We start from the raw sequence: 19,531 nt of genomic DNA on the forward strand, positions 1-19,531 counted from the left end.
TCGGCAAAGGAATATTTATGAAAAGACTGACCTTATTGCTGGGCTGCGTCCTGTTGTTCGCAGGAATCGCCCAAGCCGCTGAAAAACCGGTGCTGCGCATCGGCGCCCGGGTGTTCACCGAACAAACCCTGCTGGCGGAAATCACCTCGCAATACCTGCGCACCAAAGGCTACGACGTTCAGGTAACAGGCGGACTGGGCAGCAACCTGGCGCGCAGTGCTCATGAAAGTGGCCAGCTGGACATGCTCTGGGAATACACCGGTGTTTCGCTGGTGGCCTACAACCACGTCACGGAAAAACTCGACAGCGGACAGTCCTACGCCCGAGTGAAAGAACTCGACGCGAAAAAAGGCCTGGTCTGGCTCACCCCGTCGAAGTTCAGCAACACCTACGCGCTGGCGCTGCCGAAAAACGTTGCGGATGAATACCCGCAGATCAACACCATCAGCCAACTCAACGAAGTGCTGCAGGCGCAGGCGAAGAAAAATCACCTGGTCGCGCTGGATACCGAGTTCGCCAACCGCTCTGACGGTCTCGTTGGCATGGTCGAGCTGTATGGCATGAACCTGACCCGCAAGAACATCCGCCAGATGGATGCCGGGCTGGTCTACACCGCGCTGCGCAATGGCCAGGTGTTTGCCGGTCTGGTCTATACCACCGACGGGCGTTTGAATGCCTTCAAATTGAAGCTGCTGGAAGACGACAAGCATTACTTCCCCGACTACACCGCTGCCCCGGTGGTGCGCCAGGCATTCCTCGACGCCAACCCGAAACTCGCCGAACAAATGAAGCCACTGGCTGAACTGTTCGATGATGAAACCATGCGTGCACTCAACGCGCGGGTCGATGTCGATCACGAGAGCCCTTCATCGGTTGCCGCAGATTTCCTGCGCCAGCATCCCCTCAACTAAGGAGGAAAAGACATGGAATTTCTGAACGCCTTTTCCCACCTCGACTGGGCACAGGTCGCACACCTGACCTGGCAGCACATCACCCTGGTCGGCATCGCCGTGACCCTGGCAATCGTCGTCGGTGTGCCTCTGGGCATTTTGATGACGCGTTTCCCGACGCTCGCCGGTCCCTTGCAAGCCAGCGCCACCGTACTGCTGACTGTGCCATCGATTGCCCTGTTCGGTCTGTTGCTGCCGTTCTACTCGAAATTTGGTCAGGGCCTCGGCCCGATGCCGGCCATCACCGCGGTGTTTCTGTACTCGCTGCTGCCAATCATGCGCAACACCTACCTGGCCCTGACTGGCGTGGAACCGGGTATTCGCGAAGCCGCTCGCGGCATCGGCATGACGTTCGGCCAGCGCTTGCGCATGGTTGAGCTGCCGATCGCCGTGCCGGTCATTCTCGCCGGCGTGCGCACCGCTGTGGTCATGAACATCGGTGTGATGACCATCGCCGCGACCATCGGCGCCGGTGGCCTCGGTGTACTCATTCTTGCTTCCATCAGCCGCAGCGACATGTCGATGCTGATCGTCGGTGCCGTGCTGGTCAGTCTTCTGGCCATCTTCGCCGACCTGCTTTTGCAATGGCTGCAACGCACGCTGACTCCAAAAGGACTCCTGAAATGATCGAACTTCAAAACCTCAGCAAGACTTTCCAAAGCAACGGCAAAGATGTCAAAGCCGTGGACTCGGTAAGCCTGACCGTCAATGAAGGCGAGATCTGCGTGTTCCTCGGGCCATCGGGCTGCGGCAAAAGCACCACGCTGAAAATGATCAACCGCCTGATCAAACCGACCTCGGGCAAGATCCTGATCAATGGCGAAGACACCACCGACCTCGACGCCGTGACCCTGCGTCGCAACATCGGTTATGTGATCCAGCAGATCGGTCTGTTCCCGAACATGACCATCGAAGAAAACATCACCATCGTTCCGCGCCTGCTCGGCTGGGACAAACAGAAATGCCACGACCGCGCCCGCGAGTTGATGAGCATGATCAAGCTTGAACCCAAGCAGTACCTGACGCGCTACCCACGTGAATTGTCCGGCGGCCAACAACAGCGAATCGGTGTGATTCGGGCGCTGGCGGCAGATGCACCTTTGCTGTTGATGGACGAACCGTTCGGTGCGGTCGACCCGATCAACCGCGAGATGATCCAGAACGAATTTTTCGAGATGCAACGCGCGCTGAACAAGACGGTGATCATGGTTAGCCACGACATCGACGAAGCGATCAAGCTGGGCGACAAGATTGCGATTTTCCGTGCAGGCAAGCTGCTGCAGATCGATCACCCGGACACCTTGCTCGCCCACCCGGCAGACGAATTTGTCAGCAACTTCGTCGGCCAGGACAGCACGCTCAAGCGTCTGCTGCTGGTGAAAGCCGAGGACGCCGCGGACAACGCGCCGTCGGTCAGCCCGGAAACCCCGGTGGCCGATGCGCTGGAGTTGATGGATGAACATGACCGTCGTTATGTCGTGGTCACCGATGGTGAGAACAAGGCACTGGGTTATGTACGACGTCGCGACCTGCACCGTCAGACCGGTACCTGCGCGCAATACCTTCGCGAGTTCAACGCCACAGCGGCGTACGACGAGCACCTGCGCATCCTGCTGTCGCGCATGTACGAGTTCAACCGCTCATGGTTGCCGGTGATGGATGCCGAGCGAGTGTTCCTCGGAGAAGTGACGCAGGAGTCGATTGCCGAGTACCTGAGTTCCGGTAAATCCCGTGGCGGCAAAACCAGCATTGTTTCGCCGGCCGAGACTGCGTAAGCCTGAGGCTTGGATGAAGCCTGTGGCGAGGGGATTTATCCCCGCTGGGTTGCGGAGCAGTCCCAAAACTAAAGAATGCGGTGTATCAGACACGCCGTAGTTTCAGTTTATGGGGCTGCTTCGCAACCCAGCGGGGATAAATCCCCTCGCCACAATGGACGCGGTGCATATTCCCTACGGGGACATCACTCTGTCATGCAGGTCAGTTACTTCAATAGCTGATCACGACCGCACGACGGAACCGTGCAAAAACGCGACATTTTTTGTTGATCTCGAGCCTCTCACGCCCTAAAGTTCGCGCCGAACGTCCATGCTGGAAACGATCCATCCGGCTCAAGTACTGACGACGAGACAGCAAGGCCAAGGGCAGCACCGCCTCCCGTGGCCTTTTTGCTTTCGGCGACATGCCTTGGGAAGTAGGCGAACCAAAGTGGGGATACGGAGGACGTTCATTGCACCCATTGTTCATTCAAGTTTGCCAGCAGGAGATCCCAGCATGTCGATCAACGTCGATGACTATTTTGCGCGCGATACCTTTCAGAAAATGAAGGCGTTCGCCGACCAGCAGGAAACCCCGTTCGTGGTGATCGACACCGCGATGATCAGCAAGGCCTATGACGACCTGCGCGCCGGTTTCGAATTCGCCAAGGTCTACTATGCGGTCAAGGCCAACCCGGCCGTCGAGATCATCGATCTGCTCAAGGAAAAAGGCTCGAACTTCGACATCGCCTCTATTTATGAGCTCGACAAAGTGATGAATCAGGGCGTTGGCCCGGATCGCATCAGCTACGGCAACACCATCAAGAAATCCAAAGACATTCGTTACTTCTACGAGAAGGGCGTGCGCCTTTACGCCACCGACTCCGAAGCCGACCTGCGCAACATCGCCAAGGCTGCGCCGGGTTCAAAAGTCTATGTGCGCATTCTCACCGAAGGCTCGACCACGGCTGACTGGCCGCTGTCGCGCAAATTCGGTTGCCAGACCGACATGGCGATGGACCTGCTGATTCTTGCCCGTGACCTGGGCCTGGTCCCTTACGGCATCTCGTTCCACGTCGGCTCGCAACAGCGTGACATCAGCGTCTGGGACGCGGCTATTGCCAAGGTCAAAGTTATTTTCGAGCGTCTGAAAGAAGAAGACGGCATCGTTCTCAAGTTGATCAACATGGGCGGCGGCTTCCCGGCCAACTACATCACCCGCACCAACAGCCTGGAAACGTACGCTGAAGAAATCATCCGTTTCCTCAAGGAAGATTTCGGTGATGACCTGCCGGAAATCATTCTTGAGCCCGGCCGTTCGTTGATTGCCAACGCGGGTATTCTGGTCAGCGAAGTGGTGCTGGTGGCGCGCAAATCCCGTACTGCCGTAGAGCGCTGGGTGTACACGGATGTGGGCAAGTTCTCCGGCCTGATCGAAACCATGGACGAAGCCATCAAGTTTCCGATCTGGACCGAGAAGAAAGGCGAAGTGGAAGAAGTCGTCATCGCCGGCCCTACCTGCGACAGCGCCGACATCATGTATGAAAACTACAAGTACGGTTTGCCACTGAATCTGGCCATTGGTGATCGTCTGTACTGGCTGTCGACAGGTGCTTACACCACCAGTTACAGCGCGGTGGAATTCAATGGCTTTCCGCCGCTGAAGTCGTTTTACCTGTAAAGCGCTGCACGTAAAAATCAGAAGCCCATGACCTGTCATGGGCTTTTTTGTATATGGAATTAAACGCAATCCCCGTAGGAGCCGGCTTGCTGGCGATCCAGACCCCGCGGTACACCAGACACACCGCGTGTTCGTCAATCGCCAGCAAGCCGGCTCCTACAAGCGATCGGATTCCAGCTTCAGCTCGGCGTGACGCTGATCGTAGTCGGTGGCAAGAGTGCGAATCTGCGGATCGGCTGCATTCAATAAGGCTTTACTCGCCACCCGCAGGAAATTCAGATTTCCGCCGGCCAGCGCCGCACGCAACCAGACCATTGCCTCATCGATAAGACCTTCATCCGCCAGCACTGCGGCATGACTGAATTGCCCACGAAAATCTCCAGCGAGCGCCGAACGTCGATACCAATCGCGTGCGGCTTGTGGGTCAGCCGGACAAACCTGCCCCTCCTCCAGATAACGTCCGAGCAGATTCATCGATTTGCCGTGGCCCAGTTCCGCAGCCCGGCGATAGAGGTTCAACGCCCGCAACGGGTCGGCCGTCACACCGCGGCCGGTCGCCAACAGGTTTGCGTAGTTATACATCGCCCAATCCAGCCCGGCTTCGGCTGCCATTCGATAATGCCGCGCAGCCACCGCAGCATCCGCCACACATCCCCAACCATGCTCATGACAACGCCCGAGCATGTTGCGCGCCATCAGATGCCCGCGCTGCGCGGCAATGTTGAACCAGCGCACGGCTAGCGGCTGGTCCTGGGAAATGCCACGCCCGTCCAACAGAATCTGCCCGAGCAACGCTTGGGCATCGACCACCCCTTCACCGGCAGCCATCAGAATGGCCTGAGCCGCCCGCGCCGGGCTTTCCTCAAGCATGGATTTCAGCTGATCACCATCAAGCACTTCTTCGCGGCGCAATTGAAACGTCATACCTCGACCCAGCGGCGCAAAAGGTTGTGATACGTACCGGTGAGGCGAATCAGCGAAGGATGGTCCGGCACGTCCCGGGTCAGTTGCTGGATCGCTGCGTCCATCTCGAACAGCAGCGCCCGCTGGCTGTCTTCGCGCACCAGACTTTGCGTCCAGAAAAATGAAGCGAAGCGTGTGCCACGTGTGACCGCGTTAACCTTGTGCAGGCTGGTTCCGGGGTACAGAACCATGTCACCGGCGGGCAACTTCACGCGCTGGGTGCCGTAAGTGTCCTGGATTTCCAGTTCGCCGCCGTCGTAATCCTCGGGCTCGCTGAAGAACAGCGTCGCCGACAGATCGGTGCGTACGCGCTCGATGCTGCCCTTGGGCTGGCGCACGGCATTGTCGATGTGGAAATCGAAACTGCCACCGGCGGTATAACAGTTCAACAACGGCGGGAAGACCTTGTGCGGCAACGCTGCCGACATGAATAAAGGGTTTTTCCACAGCCGTTCCAGCATTGCCGCGCCAATTTCCTTGGCCAGCGGATGCCCCTCGGGCAATTGCAGATTGTGCTTGGCCTTGGCGGACTGGAAACCCGCGGTGATTTTGCCGTCGGCCCAATCCGCCTGTTCCAGTGCCTCACGGATACGCTGCACTTCTTCTTTAGCGAACAGGCCGGGAATGTGCAGCAGCATGAGACGACACCTGATATCGAAAGGATGGCAATGGTATTGATTCTTATTGCCCATGTAAAACCATCGCGACGAACGAATCATCCAAAACCGTAAGGGCAAAATGTAAAGAATGTAAATTCAGTGCAAATAGTAACGTTTCGCAATTGATACCCATACGCGTCTACCCTATATTCCGCGACCTCAAATCCTTGGGGAGGGGAAATCCACATGTCACGCCAACAACCACAACTACCTGTCAGCTCACCGCGTTTGCTCGCTTCTGCAATTGGCGTGGCTATCACCGCCGGCTCCGCGGGCCACATGGTTTTCGCCGCCGAGAAGACTGACGACAAAGCGCCGAACAATGCGATTTCCCTGGACGCGACCGCCATCACCGGCGAGACCCAGGATGAGACCAGCTACAACGTCGAAAAAGCTTCCTCACCGAAGTACACCGCGCCGCTGGTGGACACGCCGCGTTCGGTCACGGTGATCCCGCAGCAAGTGCTCAAGGACACCGGTGCGCTGAACATGCAGGACGCGCTGCGCACTGTGCCGGGCATTACCTTCGGTGCCGGTGAAGGTGGCAACCCGCAGGGCGACCGTCCGTTCATTCGTGGTTTTGATGCCCAGGGCGACACGTACCTGGATGGCGTGCGTGATACCGGTTCGCAGAGCCGCGAAATCTTTGCCGTTGAATCGATCGAAGTCAGCAAAGGCCCGAACTCGGCCATCGGTGGCCGTGGCTCGGCGGGCGGCACGATCAACCTGGTGAGCAAGAAAGCGCACGCCGGCAACTCGTTCGATGGCGGTTTCACCTGGGGTTCCGATCAGACCCAGCGCTACACCATGGACGGCAACTATCAGTTCACCGACACCGCCGCTGGCCGTCTGAACCTGATGAGCCACGAAAGCAACGTCGCCGGCCGTGACAGCGTCGATTACGACCGCTGGGGCGTCGCGCCATCGCTGGTCTTCGGCCTGGGCACCGACATCCGCGTGAATCTCGATTACTACCATCTGGAAAGCAACGACACGCCGGACTCGGGCATTCCGTATTCCATTCCTGTAGCAGGTTCCGCAGCGCGCACAAAATCCAACCCGGACAAGCCTTATGCCGGTGGCGATGACAGCAACTTCTATGGCCTGGGCCGCGATTTCCGCAAGGGCCGCACCGACACCGCGACCTTCGCCATCGAGCATGACCTGAGCGACGCGCTCACCGTCAAGAACACCCTGCGCCACGGCAACAGCATGCAGGATTACATCCTCACCCAGCCGGACGACAGCAAGGGCAACGTCAACAACGGCACCGTCTGGCGTCGGGCGAATACCCGCGTGAGCAATACTCAGACCACCACCAACCAGACCGATCTGTTTGGTGATGTGTACATCGCCGGCTTCAAGAACAGCTTCTCCACCGGCATCGAATTGAGCCGTGAACAAAGCGAGAAATCCTCTTACAACGTCAACACTGATACGACGCCGGCGACAGCTGCCGTCACCACCAACTGCCGTCCGGCAATCATCGGTGCGCCGAGCGGTTACAACTGCACCTCGCTGTCGAACCCGAACGCCAACGATCCGTGGAATGGTGCGATCTCGCGCAACTACGCCGGCACCGAGACCCAGTCCGACACCTACGCGCTGTACGCCTTCGACACCCTGGAGTTGTCCGAGCAATGGCTGGTGAACATGGGCCTGCGATACGACCATTTCGACACCGATTACAAAACCTACAACGCCGCCGGCACCACTACCGCCAAGGGCGATGATGTCAGCGAGTTCGTCACCGGTCAGTTCGGCGTGGTGTACAAGCCTACCGAGAACGGCAGCATCTATGCGTCGTACGCCACGTCGGCAACGCCACCGGGCGCGACCTTGGGCGAAGGTCAGGAAGGCAATCCGCTGGGCGGTTCCACCGATCGGGCCGGCAATCTGCTGAGCAGCGACATGGAGCCGGAAACCACCAAGAACTACGAGATCGGTACCAAGTGGGACCTGCTCAATGATCGTCTGTCGCTGACCGCTGCGATCTTCCGCACTGAGAAAGACAACGCTCGCGTGCAGGTCGATACCACTTCGTACGAGAACGCCGGGACCACCCGCGTCGACGGTCTGGAATTGTCGGCCACCGGCAAGATCACCGAACAGTGGCAAATGTTCGCCGGTTACAGCTACCTCGACGGCAAGCAGGTTGACGGTGGCCCATTGGGTGCAGCGAACGACGGCAACCAGTTGCCTAACACGCCGAAGAACAGCGCCAGCGTGTGGACGACTTACGCCATCACGCCGAAGCTGACCATCGGCGGCGGCGCGTTCTATGTCGACGACGTGTACGGCAGTACAGCGAATACCACCATGGTCGACTCCTATGTGCGTTACGACGCCATGGCCAGCTACAAGGTCAGCAAAAACCTCGACCTGCAGCTGAACGTGCAGAACCTGACCGACGAAACCTACTACGACAAAGCGTTCTCGACCCACTTCGCCAATCAGGCGGCGGGCCGTACAGCGTTGGTGAGCACTAACTTCCACTTTTGATTGTCAGCCACGCAACCCAAGTAGGAGCTGGCTTGCCAGCGATCGCGGTGGGTCAGGCAATATCAATGTTGGCTGACACACCGCTATCGCGAGCAGGCTCACTCCTACATGGATCGCAGATCAGAGCCAGGCCCCGTTCATCTGCATGAACGGGGCTTTTGTGCGTAAACACCAAGCTTCTCGACAACCCACGGCATAATGCCCGCCGTGATGATCATTTTCGAACGAACAAGGCGAGTGATGTGTTGAAGAAAACCCTGTTCCAGTTGCACTGGTTCTTCGGCATCAGTGCCGGGCTGGTCCTGGCCCTGATGGGCATCACCGGAGCGACGGTGTCGTTCCAGGATGAAATCCTGCGCGCCCTCAACCCCTCGGTGTTGCAGGTGGAGAAGCAGGTTGCCGGCGTCCTGCCGCCCGCCGAACTGGTGGAAAAAATCGAAGGCGCGTCCGGCAAGAAAGTCTCGATGCTCACGGTCGAGACCGACAGCGGCAATGCCGCGCGGGTGTTCTTCACTCCGCCGCCCGGCGAGCGGCGTGGCGAGATGCGTTACTTCGATCCCTACACCGGCGAGTTCATGGGCGCTGCCACCGGCCAGGAACTCTTCGGCCTGATGCTGCGCCTGCACCGTTTCCTCGCCATCGGCGACACCGGTCGGCAAATCACCGGTGCCTGTACGCTGATCCTGATTTTCTTTTGCCTGTCCGGCCTGTACCTGCGCTGGCCACGCCAGTGGAGAAACTGGCGCGCCTGGCTGACCCTCGACTGGAAGAAAAAAGGCCGTAGCTTCAACTGGGACCTGCACTCGGTCGCCGGCACATGGTGCCTGGTGTTTTACCTGCTGGCAGCGTTGACCGGGTTGTCGTGGTCCTACGAGTGGTACAACAAAGGCCTGACCCGCTTGCTCTCCGATTCGCCACAGAGCGAGCGTGTTCGTGGTGGTCGCGGCCCGGCCCCCAGCGGTCCGGCGCCGACCGCCGATTACGCGGCGATGTGGAGCAGCATCTACAGCGCTGCCGGCCCGGCATTGAGCTCCTACAACATCCGCATGCCACCCGTGGCCAGCCAACCAGCCACGGTGTTCTACCTGCTGAACTCCTCGCCGCATGACCGCGCGCTGAACCAGATCAGCCTCGATCCGGCGACCGGCATCGTCAAACGTCACGATCGCTACAGCGACAAAAGCCTCAAGGCGCAACTGCTGACCAGTATCTACGCGCTGCACGTCGGCAGTTATTTCGGCATGATCGGGCGAATCATCCTGACGCTCAGTGCGCTGACCATGCCGCTGTTTTTCATCACCGGCTGGTTGCTCTACCTGGACCGTCGACGCAAGAAAAAGCAGATCAGGGACGCGCGCCAAGGCCTTATGCAACCGGGCAGCGACACACCGGCATGGCTGATCGGTTTTGCCAGCCAGAGCGGGTTTGCCGAACAACTGGCGTGGCAGACCGCCGGGCAATTACAGGCCGCCGGACTGCCGGTGAAGGTTCAGCCATTGGCGACAGTCAGCGAGCAGGATCTGCTGGACTCAAGCAATGCGCTGTTCGTGGTCAGCACCTTCGGCGACGGCGAAGCACCCGACAGCGCCCGTGGGTTCGAACGCAAAGTGCTGAGCCAGGACTCGAGCCTGGGCAGCCTCAACTACGCCGTGCTCGGACTGGGTGACCGGCAGTACCAGCATTTCTGCGGTTTCGCTCGACGCCTGCACACCTGGCTTAGCGAACACGGCGGCAAGCATCTGTTCGCCCCGGTGGAAGTCGACTGCGGCGACCCCTACGCTTTGCGTCACTGGCAGCAGCAACTCGGCCTGCTGACCGGACAGGCGCCCGTAGACACCTGGCAGGCACCCAGCTACGACAACTGGACGCTAACCCGCCGCGAGTTGATGAACCCTGGCAGCAGCGGCGGGCCGGTCTATCTGCTCGGCCTCAGCGCTCCGACCACCAGCAGCTGGCTGGCCGGTGACCTGGTGGAAGTCCTGCCGCGCAACTGCCCGTGGGCGATCGAGCATTTCCTGGATGGTCTGGGGATCGATGGTCGCGCGGCGGTGACGCTGGAGGGTTTCTCACAACCGCTGGAGCAAGCGCTCGCCACTCGCCAATTGCCGGAGAATCGAACTCACCTGGTCGGCCTGCATGCGCAAGCCTTGGTCGATGCGCTGGTGCCATTGGCGATGCGCGAATACTCGATCGCCTCGATTGCCGCCGACGGTGTGCTGGAGCTGATCGTGCGTCAGGAACTGCACCCCGACGGCAGCCTCGGTATCGCCTCAGGCTGGCTGACCGAACACGCACCGGTGGGCAGCGCCATCAGCCTGCGGGTGCGGCGCAACAGCGGCTTCCATCTGCCGGTCGAACCGGTGCCGATGATTCTGCTGGGCAACGGCACCGGCCTGGCGGGGTTGCGCAGTTTGCTCAAGGCGCGTATCGCCGATGGGCAACAACGCCATTGGCTGTTGTTTGGCGAACGTAATCGCGAATTCGATTACCTGTGCCGCGACGAGTTGGAGGAATGGCTGACTTCAGGCGATCTGGAGCGGCTGGACCTGGCGTTTTCGCGGGATCAGGCGGATAAGATTTACGTGCAGGATCGATTGCGCGAGTCGGCTGATTTACTCAAGCAGTGGCTGGCGGACGGCGCGGTGATATACATCTGCGGAAGTTTGCAAGGCATGGCTTCGGGCGTGGATCACGCGCTCAACGAGCTGCTCGGCATTGAAGAAGTCGATCGCCTGATTGAGCAGGGTCGCTACCGCCGGGATGTTTACTGACCCGTCCAAACCCATCGTCCCCCGCTTCTGCGGGGGGCGATGTTTCAAGACACAAACGGACTCAGGGCTTTTTGATCAAATCTATCGATGGCTTACTTAGTCGATTGTTGAGCTCCTCAAGTTTCTCGCCCGCAGGACATTGGATCCTGGAGCAATCATTGTTCAGCTCGCACATTCTGTTGCAGTCGATGGGAGCAGCCCCATCGCCTGAATCAACAACGCACTTATCGCTAGTACCACTTTGGAATTTCCCGTTTCGATCATTATCCTGGCCAAGGAAAATACACAGTACTTGCCCTCCACCGATTGGCAACAAGTCGCAGTAATACCCTCCGGCGATAGCCCAATTGCCATTACATATTCCGGCACTTGCTTCGTTGGATTGCTTGCAAGCCGTCAAGAAAAAAGTGGAGAAGATCAGCGTTAGAACTGTCTTCCATGCGCAGATTTTCATTCCGTTCATAGGTTTCATTTTTTGATACCTGCCAAGTTTGAAACCAAATCTTCAAGCAGGCTCCTTCACAATGAACCTGTAACAAATGACAGTAATTTATACTGTTTGGCTATAAACCATTGGATCAGTCCACCTGGGAATGAACCTCTGCAACACAGGGCGTCAGGCGCTGACCGGCTCAACTGACAGCTCAACAACCTCCGGCCGCTTGAGCAACGCATAGGCCACCGCCGTCACCAGACTCCCCGCCACAATCGCCAGCAGATAAAGCAGCGCATGGTTGATCGCATTCGGGATCAGCATCACGAACAGCCCGCCGTGCGGCGCCATCAGTTTGCAGCCGAAATACATCGACAAGGCACCGGTCAGCGCGCCGCCGGCAATGCTCGCCGGGATCACCCGCAACGGGTCCTTGGCGGCAAACGGAATCGCGCCTTCGGAGATGAAGCACAGGCCCAACACCAACGCGGCCTTACCGGCCTCGCGCTCGGTCTGAGCGAATTTGCGCCGGGCGATGAACGTGGCGATGCCCAGGCCAATCGGCGGCACCATACCGGCGGCCATGGTCGCGGCCATTGGTGCATAACTCTGCGAGGCCAGCAGCCCCACCGAGAAGGCATAAGCCGCCTTGTTGATCGGCCCGCCGAGGTCGACGCACATCATGCCGCCCAGCAACACACCGAGCAGAATCGCATTGGTGGTGCCCATGCTGTCGAGGAACTGCGTCAGCCCCGCCAGCATGCCGGCGACCGGTTTGCCGACGACATAAATCATCACCAGGCCGGTGAACAGGCTGGCAAATAACGGGATGATCAGAATCGGTTTCAGCGCTTCCAGGCTCTGCGGCAAACGCGCATAACGATTGATCGCCTGCGCCGCATACCCGGCGATGAAACCGGCAATGATCCCGCCGATAAACCCGGCGCCCAGGGTGCTCGCCAACAGGCCACCGATCATTCCCGGCGCTAGGCCCGGACGGTCAGCAATCGAGTAGGCGATGTAACCCGCCAGCAGCGGCACCATCAGCTTGAACGCGGTGCCGCCACCGATCTGCATCAGCGCGGCGGCCAGCGTGCCCTCCTCCTTGAAGGCGCTGATGCCGAAGACGAACGACAACGCGATCATCAAACCGCCCGCCACCACCATCGGCAGCATGAACGAGACGCCAGTCAGCAGGTGTTTGTAGACGCCGGTTTTCTCCTGTTTAACCGGACCTGTTCCAGCGTTTGCCGCGCTCTCCTGACGACCTTCGGCCAAGGCTTTGTTCAGCGTCGCTTCGGCTTGCTTGAGGGCAATGCCCGTGCCGCAACGGTAGATTTTCTTGCCGGCAAAACGCTCGGTCGCCACTTCGATGTCGCACGCCAGCAGCACCACGTCGGCATCGGCAATCGCAGCTGCACTCAGTGGATTACGCGCGCCGACCGAGCCCTGGGTCTCGATCTGCAAGTCATAACCCAGACGCTTGGCCGCTTGCTGCAAGGCTTCGGCCGCCATGAAGGTGTGGGCTACACCGGTCGGGCACGCCGTAATAGCGACCAGACGCGGTGCATTCTTGGCGATGGTTTCAGGTGCGTCGAGCGCATCGGGCGCGACGTAAACCTGCGCCTCTTCTGCACCGCGCCGCAGCACTGCTTCGACATCTTGCAGGGCTTGCGCCGGGGCAATCTGAAAGACGCGTTTGCCGACGAACCGGGTCATGTCCACCGCTCCGGTGGCGACCAGCAATACCCACTCGGCCGCCTCGATTGTGGCCGCCGACAACTCGCGCTCGGGATGCGCCGCATCCACCACTTCTACGCTGGTGCTCCAGCCCTGACGTTGCGCTGCAGCGTCAAGCAAACGGGCGCACAGCACACTGGTGACCATGCCGTTCGGACAGGCCGTAACAATGGCTAACTTCATCACAAACCCTCTTATTGTTCTGTCAGGGGACGCACGCGCACACCCTGTTCGAGCTGCGCCAATTGCGCCGCATCGGCGATTCCGAAACCAATCTGGGTGACCGCCTGCGCGGCAATCGCCGTGGCGGTGCGCAGGGTCTGTTCAGGCGTGTCGGCACTGAGCAGACCATGGAGCATGCCGGCCAGTAACGAGTCGCCGGCACCGACCGTACTGGCGACAGTGACCTTGGGCGGCGTGGCATGCAGGGCCGAGCCGACACTGAACCAGTTCACCCCTTCGGCGCCGTCGGAAATCACTACGTGCTCGATGCCTTGGGCGTGCAGACGACTCGCGGCCTGCGCTTGCGCCGTCACCGAAGTCGCCTCGATGCCGAGCACATCGGCAAGCTCTTCGGTGTTGGGCTTGATCAGCCACGGTCCGGCTTCAAGCGCGGCGCGCAAGGCCTCGCCACTGGTGTCGAGCGCCACCCGCACGCCGAGATCTTTCAAGCGCACGATCAACGCCTGCAACCACTGCGCACTGATGCCTTGCGGCAGGCTGCCGGCGACGACCACCGCGTCATGCCCCGGCGCGATCTGGTCGATACGATCCAGCAACGCCTGTTGCGCCGCGTCGCTGACCATCGGCCCGGGGCCGTTAATGTCGGTGATACGGCCGTCGCTTTCCGCGAGTTTCAGATTGCTGCGGGTCTCGCCGGGGACGCGGATGAAGGCATCGACAAACCCGCGCTTGGCGAACAATGCCTCGAACGCTTGCTGATTATCCTCGCCGAGAAAACCGCAGACCGTGAGCTGATGCCCGAGGTCGGCCAACACTTGCGCGACGTTGACACCTTTACCGGCCGCGTGGGTGTGCATCGCTTCACTGCGGTTGACTTGACCGGGCTGCAGACGCGGCAATTCGACCGTGAGGTCGAGCGCCGGGTTGAGGGTCAGCGTTAAAATCCTGGCCATTACAGGGCCTCCACTAATGCGCGCACTTCATTAGCGCTGCCGACGGCCAGGGCCTGTCGGGCAAGGGTTTGAGACTGGGTCAAGCTGAGTTCGCGGATGCGCGCCTTGACCTCGGCGATGCTGCGCCCCGACACGCTCAATTCATCGACACCCAGGCCGACCAGCACCGGCACCGCGAGCGGATCGGCCGCCAGCTCGCCGCAGACGCCAACCCATTTGCCATGGGCGTGCGCCGCTCGCACGGTGATGTCGATCAGTTGCAAAACCGCCGGGTGCAAACCGTCCGCCTGGGCCGACAAGGTCGGATGGCCACGGTCGATGGCCAAGGTGTACTGGGTCAGGTCATTGGTGCCGACGCTGAAGAAGTCCACCTCTTTGGCCAGCACTGGCGCCAGCAATGCCGCCGACGGAACTTCGATCATGATTCCCAGTTGGAGATCCGCGACCGGGATTTCCAGGCGCAAACGCTCGGTCATGTCTCGCGCCTGGCGCCACTCGTCGACGCTGCCAACCATCGGGAACATGATCCGCAACGGACGGTTGTCGGCGGCACGCAGCAAGGCGCGCAGTTGCGCTTCCATGATCTTCGGACGTTGCAAGGTCAGGCGAATGCCGCGCACGCCGAGGAACGGATTTTCTTCCTTGGCGATCGGCCAGTAAGGCAGCGGTTTGTCGCCGCCGACGTCAAGCGTGCGCACCACCAGCGGCCGACCTGCGAGGCCATCGAGGACGCGACGATATTCAACTTCTTGGGTGGCCTCGTCCGGCGCCTGCGAGTGGGCCATGAAAATCAGTTCGGTACGCAGCAGGCCAATGCCTTCAGCGCCCTGCTCGACTGCGCTGATCACGCCAGCGCTTTCACCGATATTGGCGAACACTTCCACCGCGTGACCATCGCGGGTCAGTGCCGGTTGATTACGCTGTTCGGCGGCCGCTTTGAGGCGTTGCTCACGGGTGTCGCGCTCTTGCGTGGCGCGCTGCAGGGTGGCCGCGTCGGCGTCCACGTGCAGGCGACCGCGCTGACCGTCGAGCAATAACGGCGTGCCCGGCGCCAGCAGCAACACGGCTGCGCCCGCCCCCACCAGCGCCGGAATCCCGAGCGCACGGGCGACGATGGCGCTGTGCGCGGTGGCGCCGCCGCGTGCGGTGAGGATGCCAGCTACACGTGCCGGATCAAGCCGCGCAACGTCGGACGGACCGACTTCGTCCATCACCAGAATGTACGGCTGCTCGGGCTCGCCCGGGTTTTCGATGCCGCACAGTTGCGCCAGCACCCGGCGACCAACGTCACGCAAGTCGGCGGCGCGTTCAGCCAGCAACGCATCCTGCAGCGCTTCCTGTTGTTTCGCAGCGGCTTCGATCACCGCCATCCACGCTGCTTCGGCGCTCTCTCCTTGCTTGAGGCGGGTCTCGACTTCATCGGCCAATTCCGGGTCGTCGAGCATTTCCTGGTGCGTGATGAAAATCTCGCGAATCGCTTTGGAGGTGCTGCGTTCGATCAGTCCTTCGATGTCGCGTCTAACGTCCGCCAGCGCCTGCTTCAGTCGCTCGCGCTCGATGGTCGCCGATTCGCCGCGCAGCGGGTATTCGATGATTTGCTGCACTTGAATATGCGCCGGGCCGATGGCGATGCCCGGGGCCGCGGGGATCGCTTGAACCAGGCTGCCGGACGCCGGCGCGAGCAGTACTTCGGCGATGTCTGCGAGCATTTCGGGCTGTTGGCTGACGGCAGGCAATGGCTCGATTTCTTCGCCGAGGCCTTCTTCGATCGCAGCCAGCAAGGCCGGCAACGCATCGGCGGCAACGTTCGGCTCGGCAATGAATTCCAGCACCTGACCGCGACGGGCGCCAAGGCTGAGCAGCTTGCTAAGACTCTTCACCGATACCGCGCTGTCCTGGCCATCGACAATCCGCACGCGAATTTCGCCGTCAAAACTTTTCGCCAACTGCGCGAGGATTTTCGCTGGTCGTGCGTGCAAACCGTGGGCATTGGCCAGGGCGATGCGCGCACTCGGCCAATCGGCGGGTAGTTCGCCGCCAAGCACTTCGAGGACTTTTCGACTGCTGGTCGCACGGCCCAATTCGTGGCCGCGCCCCTCGATCAGCAACGCGCACAGACGTTCGAGCAATGCCTGATGCGCTTCACCCAGGCTGGCCAGGCAGAACAGACCGCTCAGCGGTTGACCGAGGTAGCGCATCGGTTTGTCCGGAGTGACGAAGGCCAGCCCCGGACGTTTCACCGTTTGCTCGCTGTGCAACCACCACAAGCCGTCGCCCAGCGGCAGCGCTTCGACTTGTTGCAGCACGGCCGCGAAGCCATTGCTCACACAATCGGCCTGGCGCAACAAACGGGCGCCGCGCCAGACCAGTTCTTCGAAGTCGTCAGCGGACACACCGAGGCCGATCATCTGCGCATCCAGCGCCAGTTCCTGCGGCGCGCCTTGCAGCAGTTTCAGCAGTGCTTCGGCGGAACCGGCACGGCGCAGAGCCTGACCTAAATCGGTCTCGCCAAGAGCGCGGGTGAGCAGTTGCAGAAGTCTGAGGTGCTCATCGGATTTGGCCGCAATGCCGATCGCCAGATAAACGATCTGACCATCGCCCCAATCCACGCCCTCGGGAAACTGCATCAGGCGCACGCCGGTGGAAAACACCTGATCGCGGGTCTCCGGGGTACCGTGGGGGATGGCAATACCTTGCCCGAGAAAGGTCGAGCCCTGCACCTCGCGCGCTTGCAACCCGGCGAGGTAACCCTCGGCAACCAGGCCGTCGGCGACCAGATGTGCAGCCAGTAATTGCAGCGCGGCGGGCTTGTCCACGGCCGACTGGCCCATGGATATCTGCTCTATGGTGAGCTCGAGCATGCGTTCTCCTTTTTGGCGCCTGATGACGCCAGGTATTGTTTTGACTGTTTCAGCTTAGGCGCTTGGGCTTCACTTTTGGCGGTTTCACGGCAGAACCGGCCAAATGCCCTTATCTGGTAGAAAACGCTAATGCTGAAACGTTTAATCTAGAATGATTGGCACGTTACTCGATTATGTCCCATCCTTGAAGTCCAACTTGTCGGAAGCGTTGCGACAGTGGTCGTGTGCGTGAATCGGTTAGGATTGGCGAAACTATCGGGCAAGCTCGACAAAACAAGGAAACCCGAGTTGAAACTCAGTGATATCGCACAGTTGGCCGGCGTGTCCGTGACCACCGCCAGTTATGTCATCAACGGCAAGGCCCAGCAGCAGCGGATCAGCAGCGCCACCGTGGAGCGCGTGCGCGCGGTGGTCGAACAGCATGGCTTCACGCCCAACCCGCAGGCCGCCGGGTTGCGCAGTCGGCACACTCGCACGTTGGGCTTTATCCTGCCGGACCTGGAAAACCCCAGTTACGCGCGCATTGCCAAATTGCTGGAACAAGGCGCCCGGGCGCGCGGCTATCAATTACTGATTGCCAGCTCCGATGACGCCCCGGACAGCGAACGACAGTTGCTGCAATTGTTTCGCGCCCGTCGTTGCGACGCGTTGATCGTCGCCAGTTGCCTGCCGGCTGACGATGACAGTTATCGTCAGTTGCAGGCCAAGGGCACTCCGATCATTGCCATCGACCGGGTCATGAAGCCCGAGCATTTCTGCTCGGTGATCAGCGACGACCGTGAAGCCAGCCTGCAACTCACGCGCAGTCTGCTCGAGCCGCTGCCCAGGCAGATCGTCCTGATCGGCGCGCGGCCTGAACTGAGCATCAGTCAGGAGCGCGCCGCTGGTTTCAAAGAGGCGCTGGCCGGCTTCACCGGCGAAATCCTCATCGAACATGCGGAATCGTTCAGCCGCGAGTGCGGCAAACAACTGATGGAAGAATTGCTGCAACGCCTGGGTCATTTGCCGGAAGCGTTGGTGACGACGTCCTACGTGCTGCTTCAGGGTGTGTTCGATGCGTTGCACGATTTCCCGCTGAAGAACCGACCGCTGCGTCTTGGCACATTCGGCGATACGCAACTGCTGGATTTTTTGCCGCTGCCAGTCAATGCCATGGCCCAGCAGCATCAGTTGATCGCCGACAAAGCGCTGGACCTGGCCTTGGCCGCCATTGAGCAATCCGACTATCAGCCCGGCGTGCACGCCATTGCGCGAACGTTCAAGCAGCGTATCCGTCAGGAGTAGCCCGTGGAGCTGATCGACACCCACACGCATCTGGATTTTCCGGACTTCGATGCCGATCGCTCGGCGCTGCTCGCCGACAGTCGCGCCGTCGGTGTCCGCAGAATCGTCGTGTTGGGCGTTGATCAGGGCAATTGGCAGCGGGTCTGGGAACTGGTTCAAAGCGATCCGGACCTGCACGCGGCGTTTGGTCTGCACCCGGTATTTCTGGATGATCACCGGCCTGAACATTTGTCCGAACTCGCCGATTGGCTGAAGCGGCTCGCCGGACATCGACAGCTCTGTGCAGTGGGCGAAATCGGTCTGGATTACTTCATCGAATCGCTTGATCGCGAACGGCAGCAGACGCTGTTCGAAGCACAGCTGCAACTGGCGGCGGACTTCAATCTACCGGCGTTGATTCATGTGCGGCGCAGCCATGCAGCGGTGGTTGCGACGCTCAAGCGTTTCAAGTTGAAGCGCGCAGGCATCATCCACGCGTTCGCCGGCAGCAGGGAGGAAGCCCGCGAATACATCAAGTTAGGCTTCAAACTCGGCCTCGGCGGCGCCGCGACCTGGCCGCAAGCGCTGCGTATGCACCGCGTGCTGGCAGAATTGCCGCTGGAATCAGTGGTACTGGAAACCGACTCGCCGGACATGGCGCCGGTGATGTTCCCCGGCCAACGCAACAGCCCGGTGCATTTGCCGGCGATTTGCACCGCACTGGCGGGGATCATGGCGGTGAGTCCCGAGCAGTTGGCGGCGGTCAGCACGGCGAATGCGTGTGAGGTGTTCAACTGGTAACTTGCTGCCCCACACAA

At 60.3% G+C, this 19,531-nt stretch carries 14 protein-coding genes; 8 read left to right on the forward strand and 6 right to left on the reverse strand.

The genetic code is table 11. The annotated features are described in order from the left end of the window. The first annotated feature begins 17 nt into the window (after positions 1-17). The 4 genes from ACYZTS_RS03380 to ACYZTS_RS03395 all read left to right on the forward strand — a co-directional run bounded on the left by ACYZTS_RS03380 (position 18) and on the right by ACYZTS_RS03395 (position 4,385). Positions 18-911, forward strand: a complete 894-nt coding sequence (locus ACYZTS_RS03380; RefSeq protein ID WP_461993997.1) for a glycine betaine ABC transporter substrate-binding protein — start codon at positions 18-20, stop codon at positions 909-911. Positions 912-923: 12 nt separating this feature from the next. Further along, positions 924-1,577 (forward strand): ABC transporter permease, encoded by a 654-nt coding sequence (locus tag ACYZTS_RS03385; protein ID WP_028624147.1) that lies wholly within the window; start codon positions 924-926, stop codon positions 1,575-1,577. Then, a complete protein-coding gene (locus tag ACYZTS_RS03390) occupies positions 1,574-2,725 on the forward strand; it encodes an osmoprotectant ABC transporter ATP-binding protein OsmV (protein ID WP_028624148.1) in 1,152 nt (383 codons plus the stop codon). The genes ACYZTS_RS03385 and ACYZTS_RS03390 overlap by 4 nt, the downstream gene beginning before the upstream one ends. Positions 2,726-3,221: 496 nt before the next feature. Beyond that, positions 3,222-4,385, forward strand: coding sequence for a type III PLP-dependent enzyme (locus tag ACYZTS_RS03395; RefSeq protein ID WP_028623154.1), 1,164 nt, complete (start codon positions 3,222-3,224; stop codon positions 4,383-4,385). A 156-nt stretch (positions 4,386-4,541) separates the two neighbouring features. Here ACYZTS_RS03395 and ACYZTS_RS03400 read toward each other — a convergent pair whose 3' ends face one another. Beyond that, entirely contained in the window at positions 4,542-5,309 is a 768-nt protein-coding gene (locus ACYZTS_RS03400; RefSeq protein WP_461994000.1) for a tetratricopeptide repeat protein, read from the reverse strand. Continuing rightward, entirely contained in the window at positions 5,306-5,986 is a 681-nt protein-coding gene (locus ACYZTS_RS03405; protein WP_028623152.1) for a Fe2+-dependent dioxygenase, read from the reverse strand. The genes ACYZTS_RS03400 and ACYZTS_RS03405 overlap by 4 nt, the downstream gene beginning before the upstream one ends. A 207-nt stretch (positions 5,987-6,193) precedes the next feature. Here ACYZTS_RS03405 and ACYZTS_RS03410 point away from each other — a divergent pair, with 207 nt between their 5' ends. Next, complete coding sequence (locus ACYZTS_RS03410; RefSeq protein ID WP_461994002.1) at positions 6,194-8,509, forward strand: TonB-dependent receptor; 2,316 nt, start codon at positions 6,194-6,196, stop codon at positions 8,507-8,509. Positions 8,510-8,751: 242 nt separating this feature from the next. Further along, entirely contained in the window at positions 8,752-11,280 is a 2,529-nt protein-coding gene (locus ACYZTS_RS03415; RefSeq protein ID WP_461994004.1) for a PepSY domain-containing protein, read from the forward strand. Positions 11,281-11,341: 61 nt separating this feature from the next. On the opposite strand, the gene ACYZTS_RS03420 is transcribed toward ACYZTS_RS03415, so the two are convergent. The 4 genes from ACYZTS_RS03420 to ptsP all read right to left on the reverse strand — a co-directional run bounded on the left by ACYZTS_RS03420 (position 11,342) and on the right by ptsP (position 17,450). Beyond that, complete coding sequence (locus ACYZTS_RS03420; protein WP_461994006.1) at positions 11,342-11,752, reverse strand: hypothetical protein; 411 nt, start codon at positions 11,750-11,752, stop codon at positions 11,342-11,344. Positions 11,753-11,896: 144 nt separating this feature from the next. After that, on the reverse strand, positions 11,897-13,636 hold the full coding sequence (locus ACYZTS_RS03425) for a PTS fructose-like transporter subunit IIB (protein WP_461994008.1): 1,740 nt from the start codon (positions 13,634-13,636) through the stop codon (positions 11,897-11,899). Between the two features lie 11 nt (positions 13,637-13,647). Further along, the gene (gene pfkB, locus ACYZTS_RS03430) at positions 13,648-14,589 is read right to left on the reverse strand and encodes a 1-phosphofructokinase (protein ID WP_461994010.1); all 942 of its coding nucleotides are present in this window, start codon (positions 14,587-14,589) and stop codon (positions 13,648-13,650) included. After that, positions 14,589-17,450: a phosphoenolpyruvate--protein phosphotransferase gene (ptsP, locus tag ACYZTS_RS03435; RefSeq protein WP_461994012.1), complete on the reverse strand. Its 2,862-nt coding sequence runs from the start codon at positions 17,448-17,450 to the stop codon at positions 14,589-14,591. Before ptsP ends, pfkB begins: the two co-directional genes overlap by 1 nt. 288 nt (positions 17,451-17,738) lie before the next feature. Here ptsP and cra point away from each other — a divergent pair, with 288 nt between their 5' ends. Next, positions 17,739-18,734 (forward strand): catabolite repressor/activator, encoded by a 996-nt coding sequence (cra, locus tag ACYZTS_RS03440; RefSeq protein ID WP_461994014.1) that lies wholly within the window; start codon positions 17,739-17,741, stop codon positions 18,732-18,734. Between the two features lie 3 nt (positions 18,735-18,737). Continuing rightward, a complete protein-coding gene (locus ACYZTS_RS03445; RefSeq protein ID WP_461994016.1) occupies positions 18,738-19,514 on the forward strand; it encodes a TatD family hydrolase in 777 nt (258 codons plus the stop codon). Positions 19,515-19,531: the final 17 nt, after the last annotated feature.

This window comes from Pseudomonas sp. TMB3-21 (genome assembly GCF_054898145.1).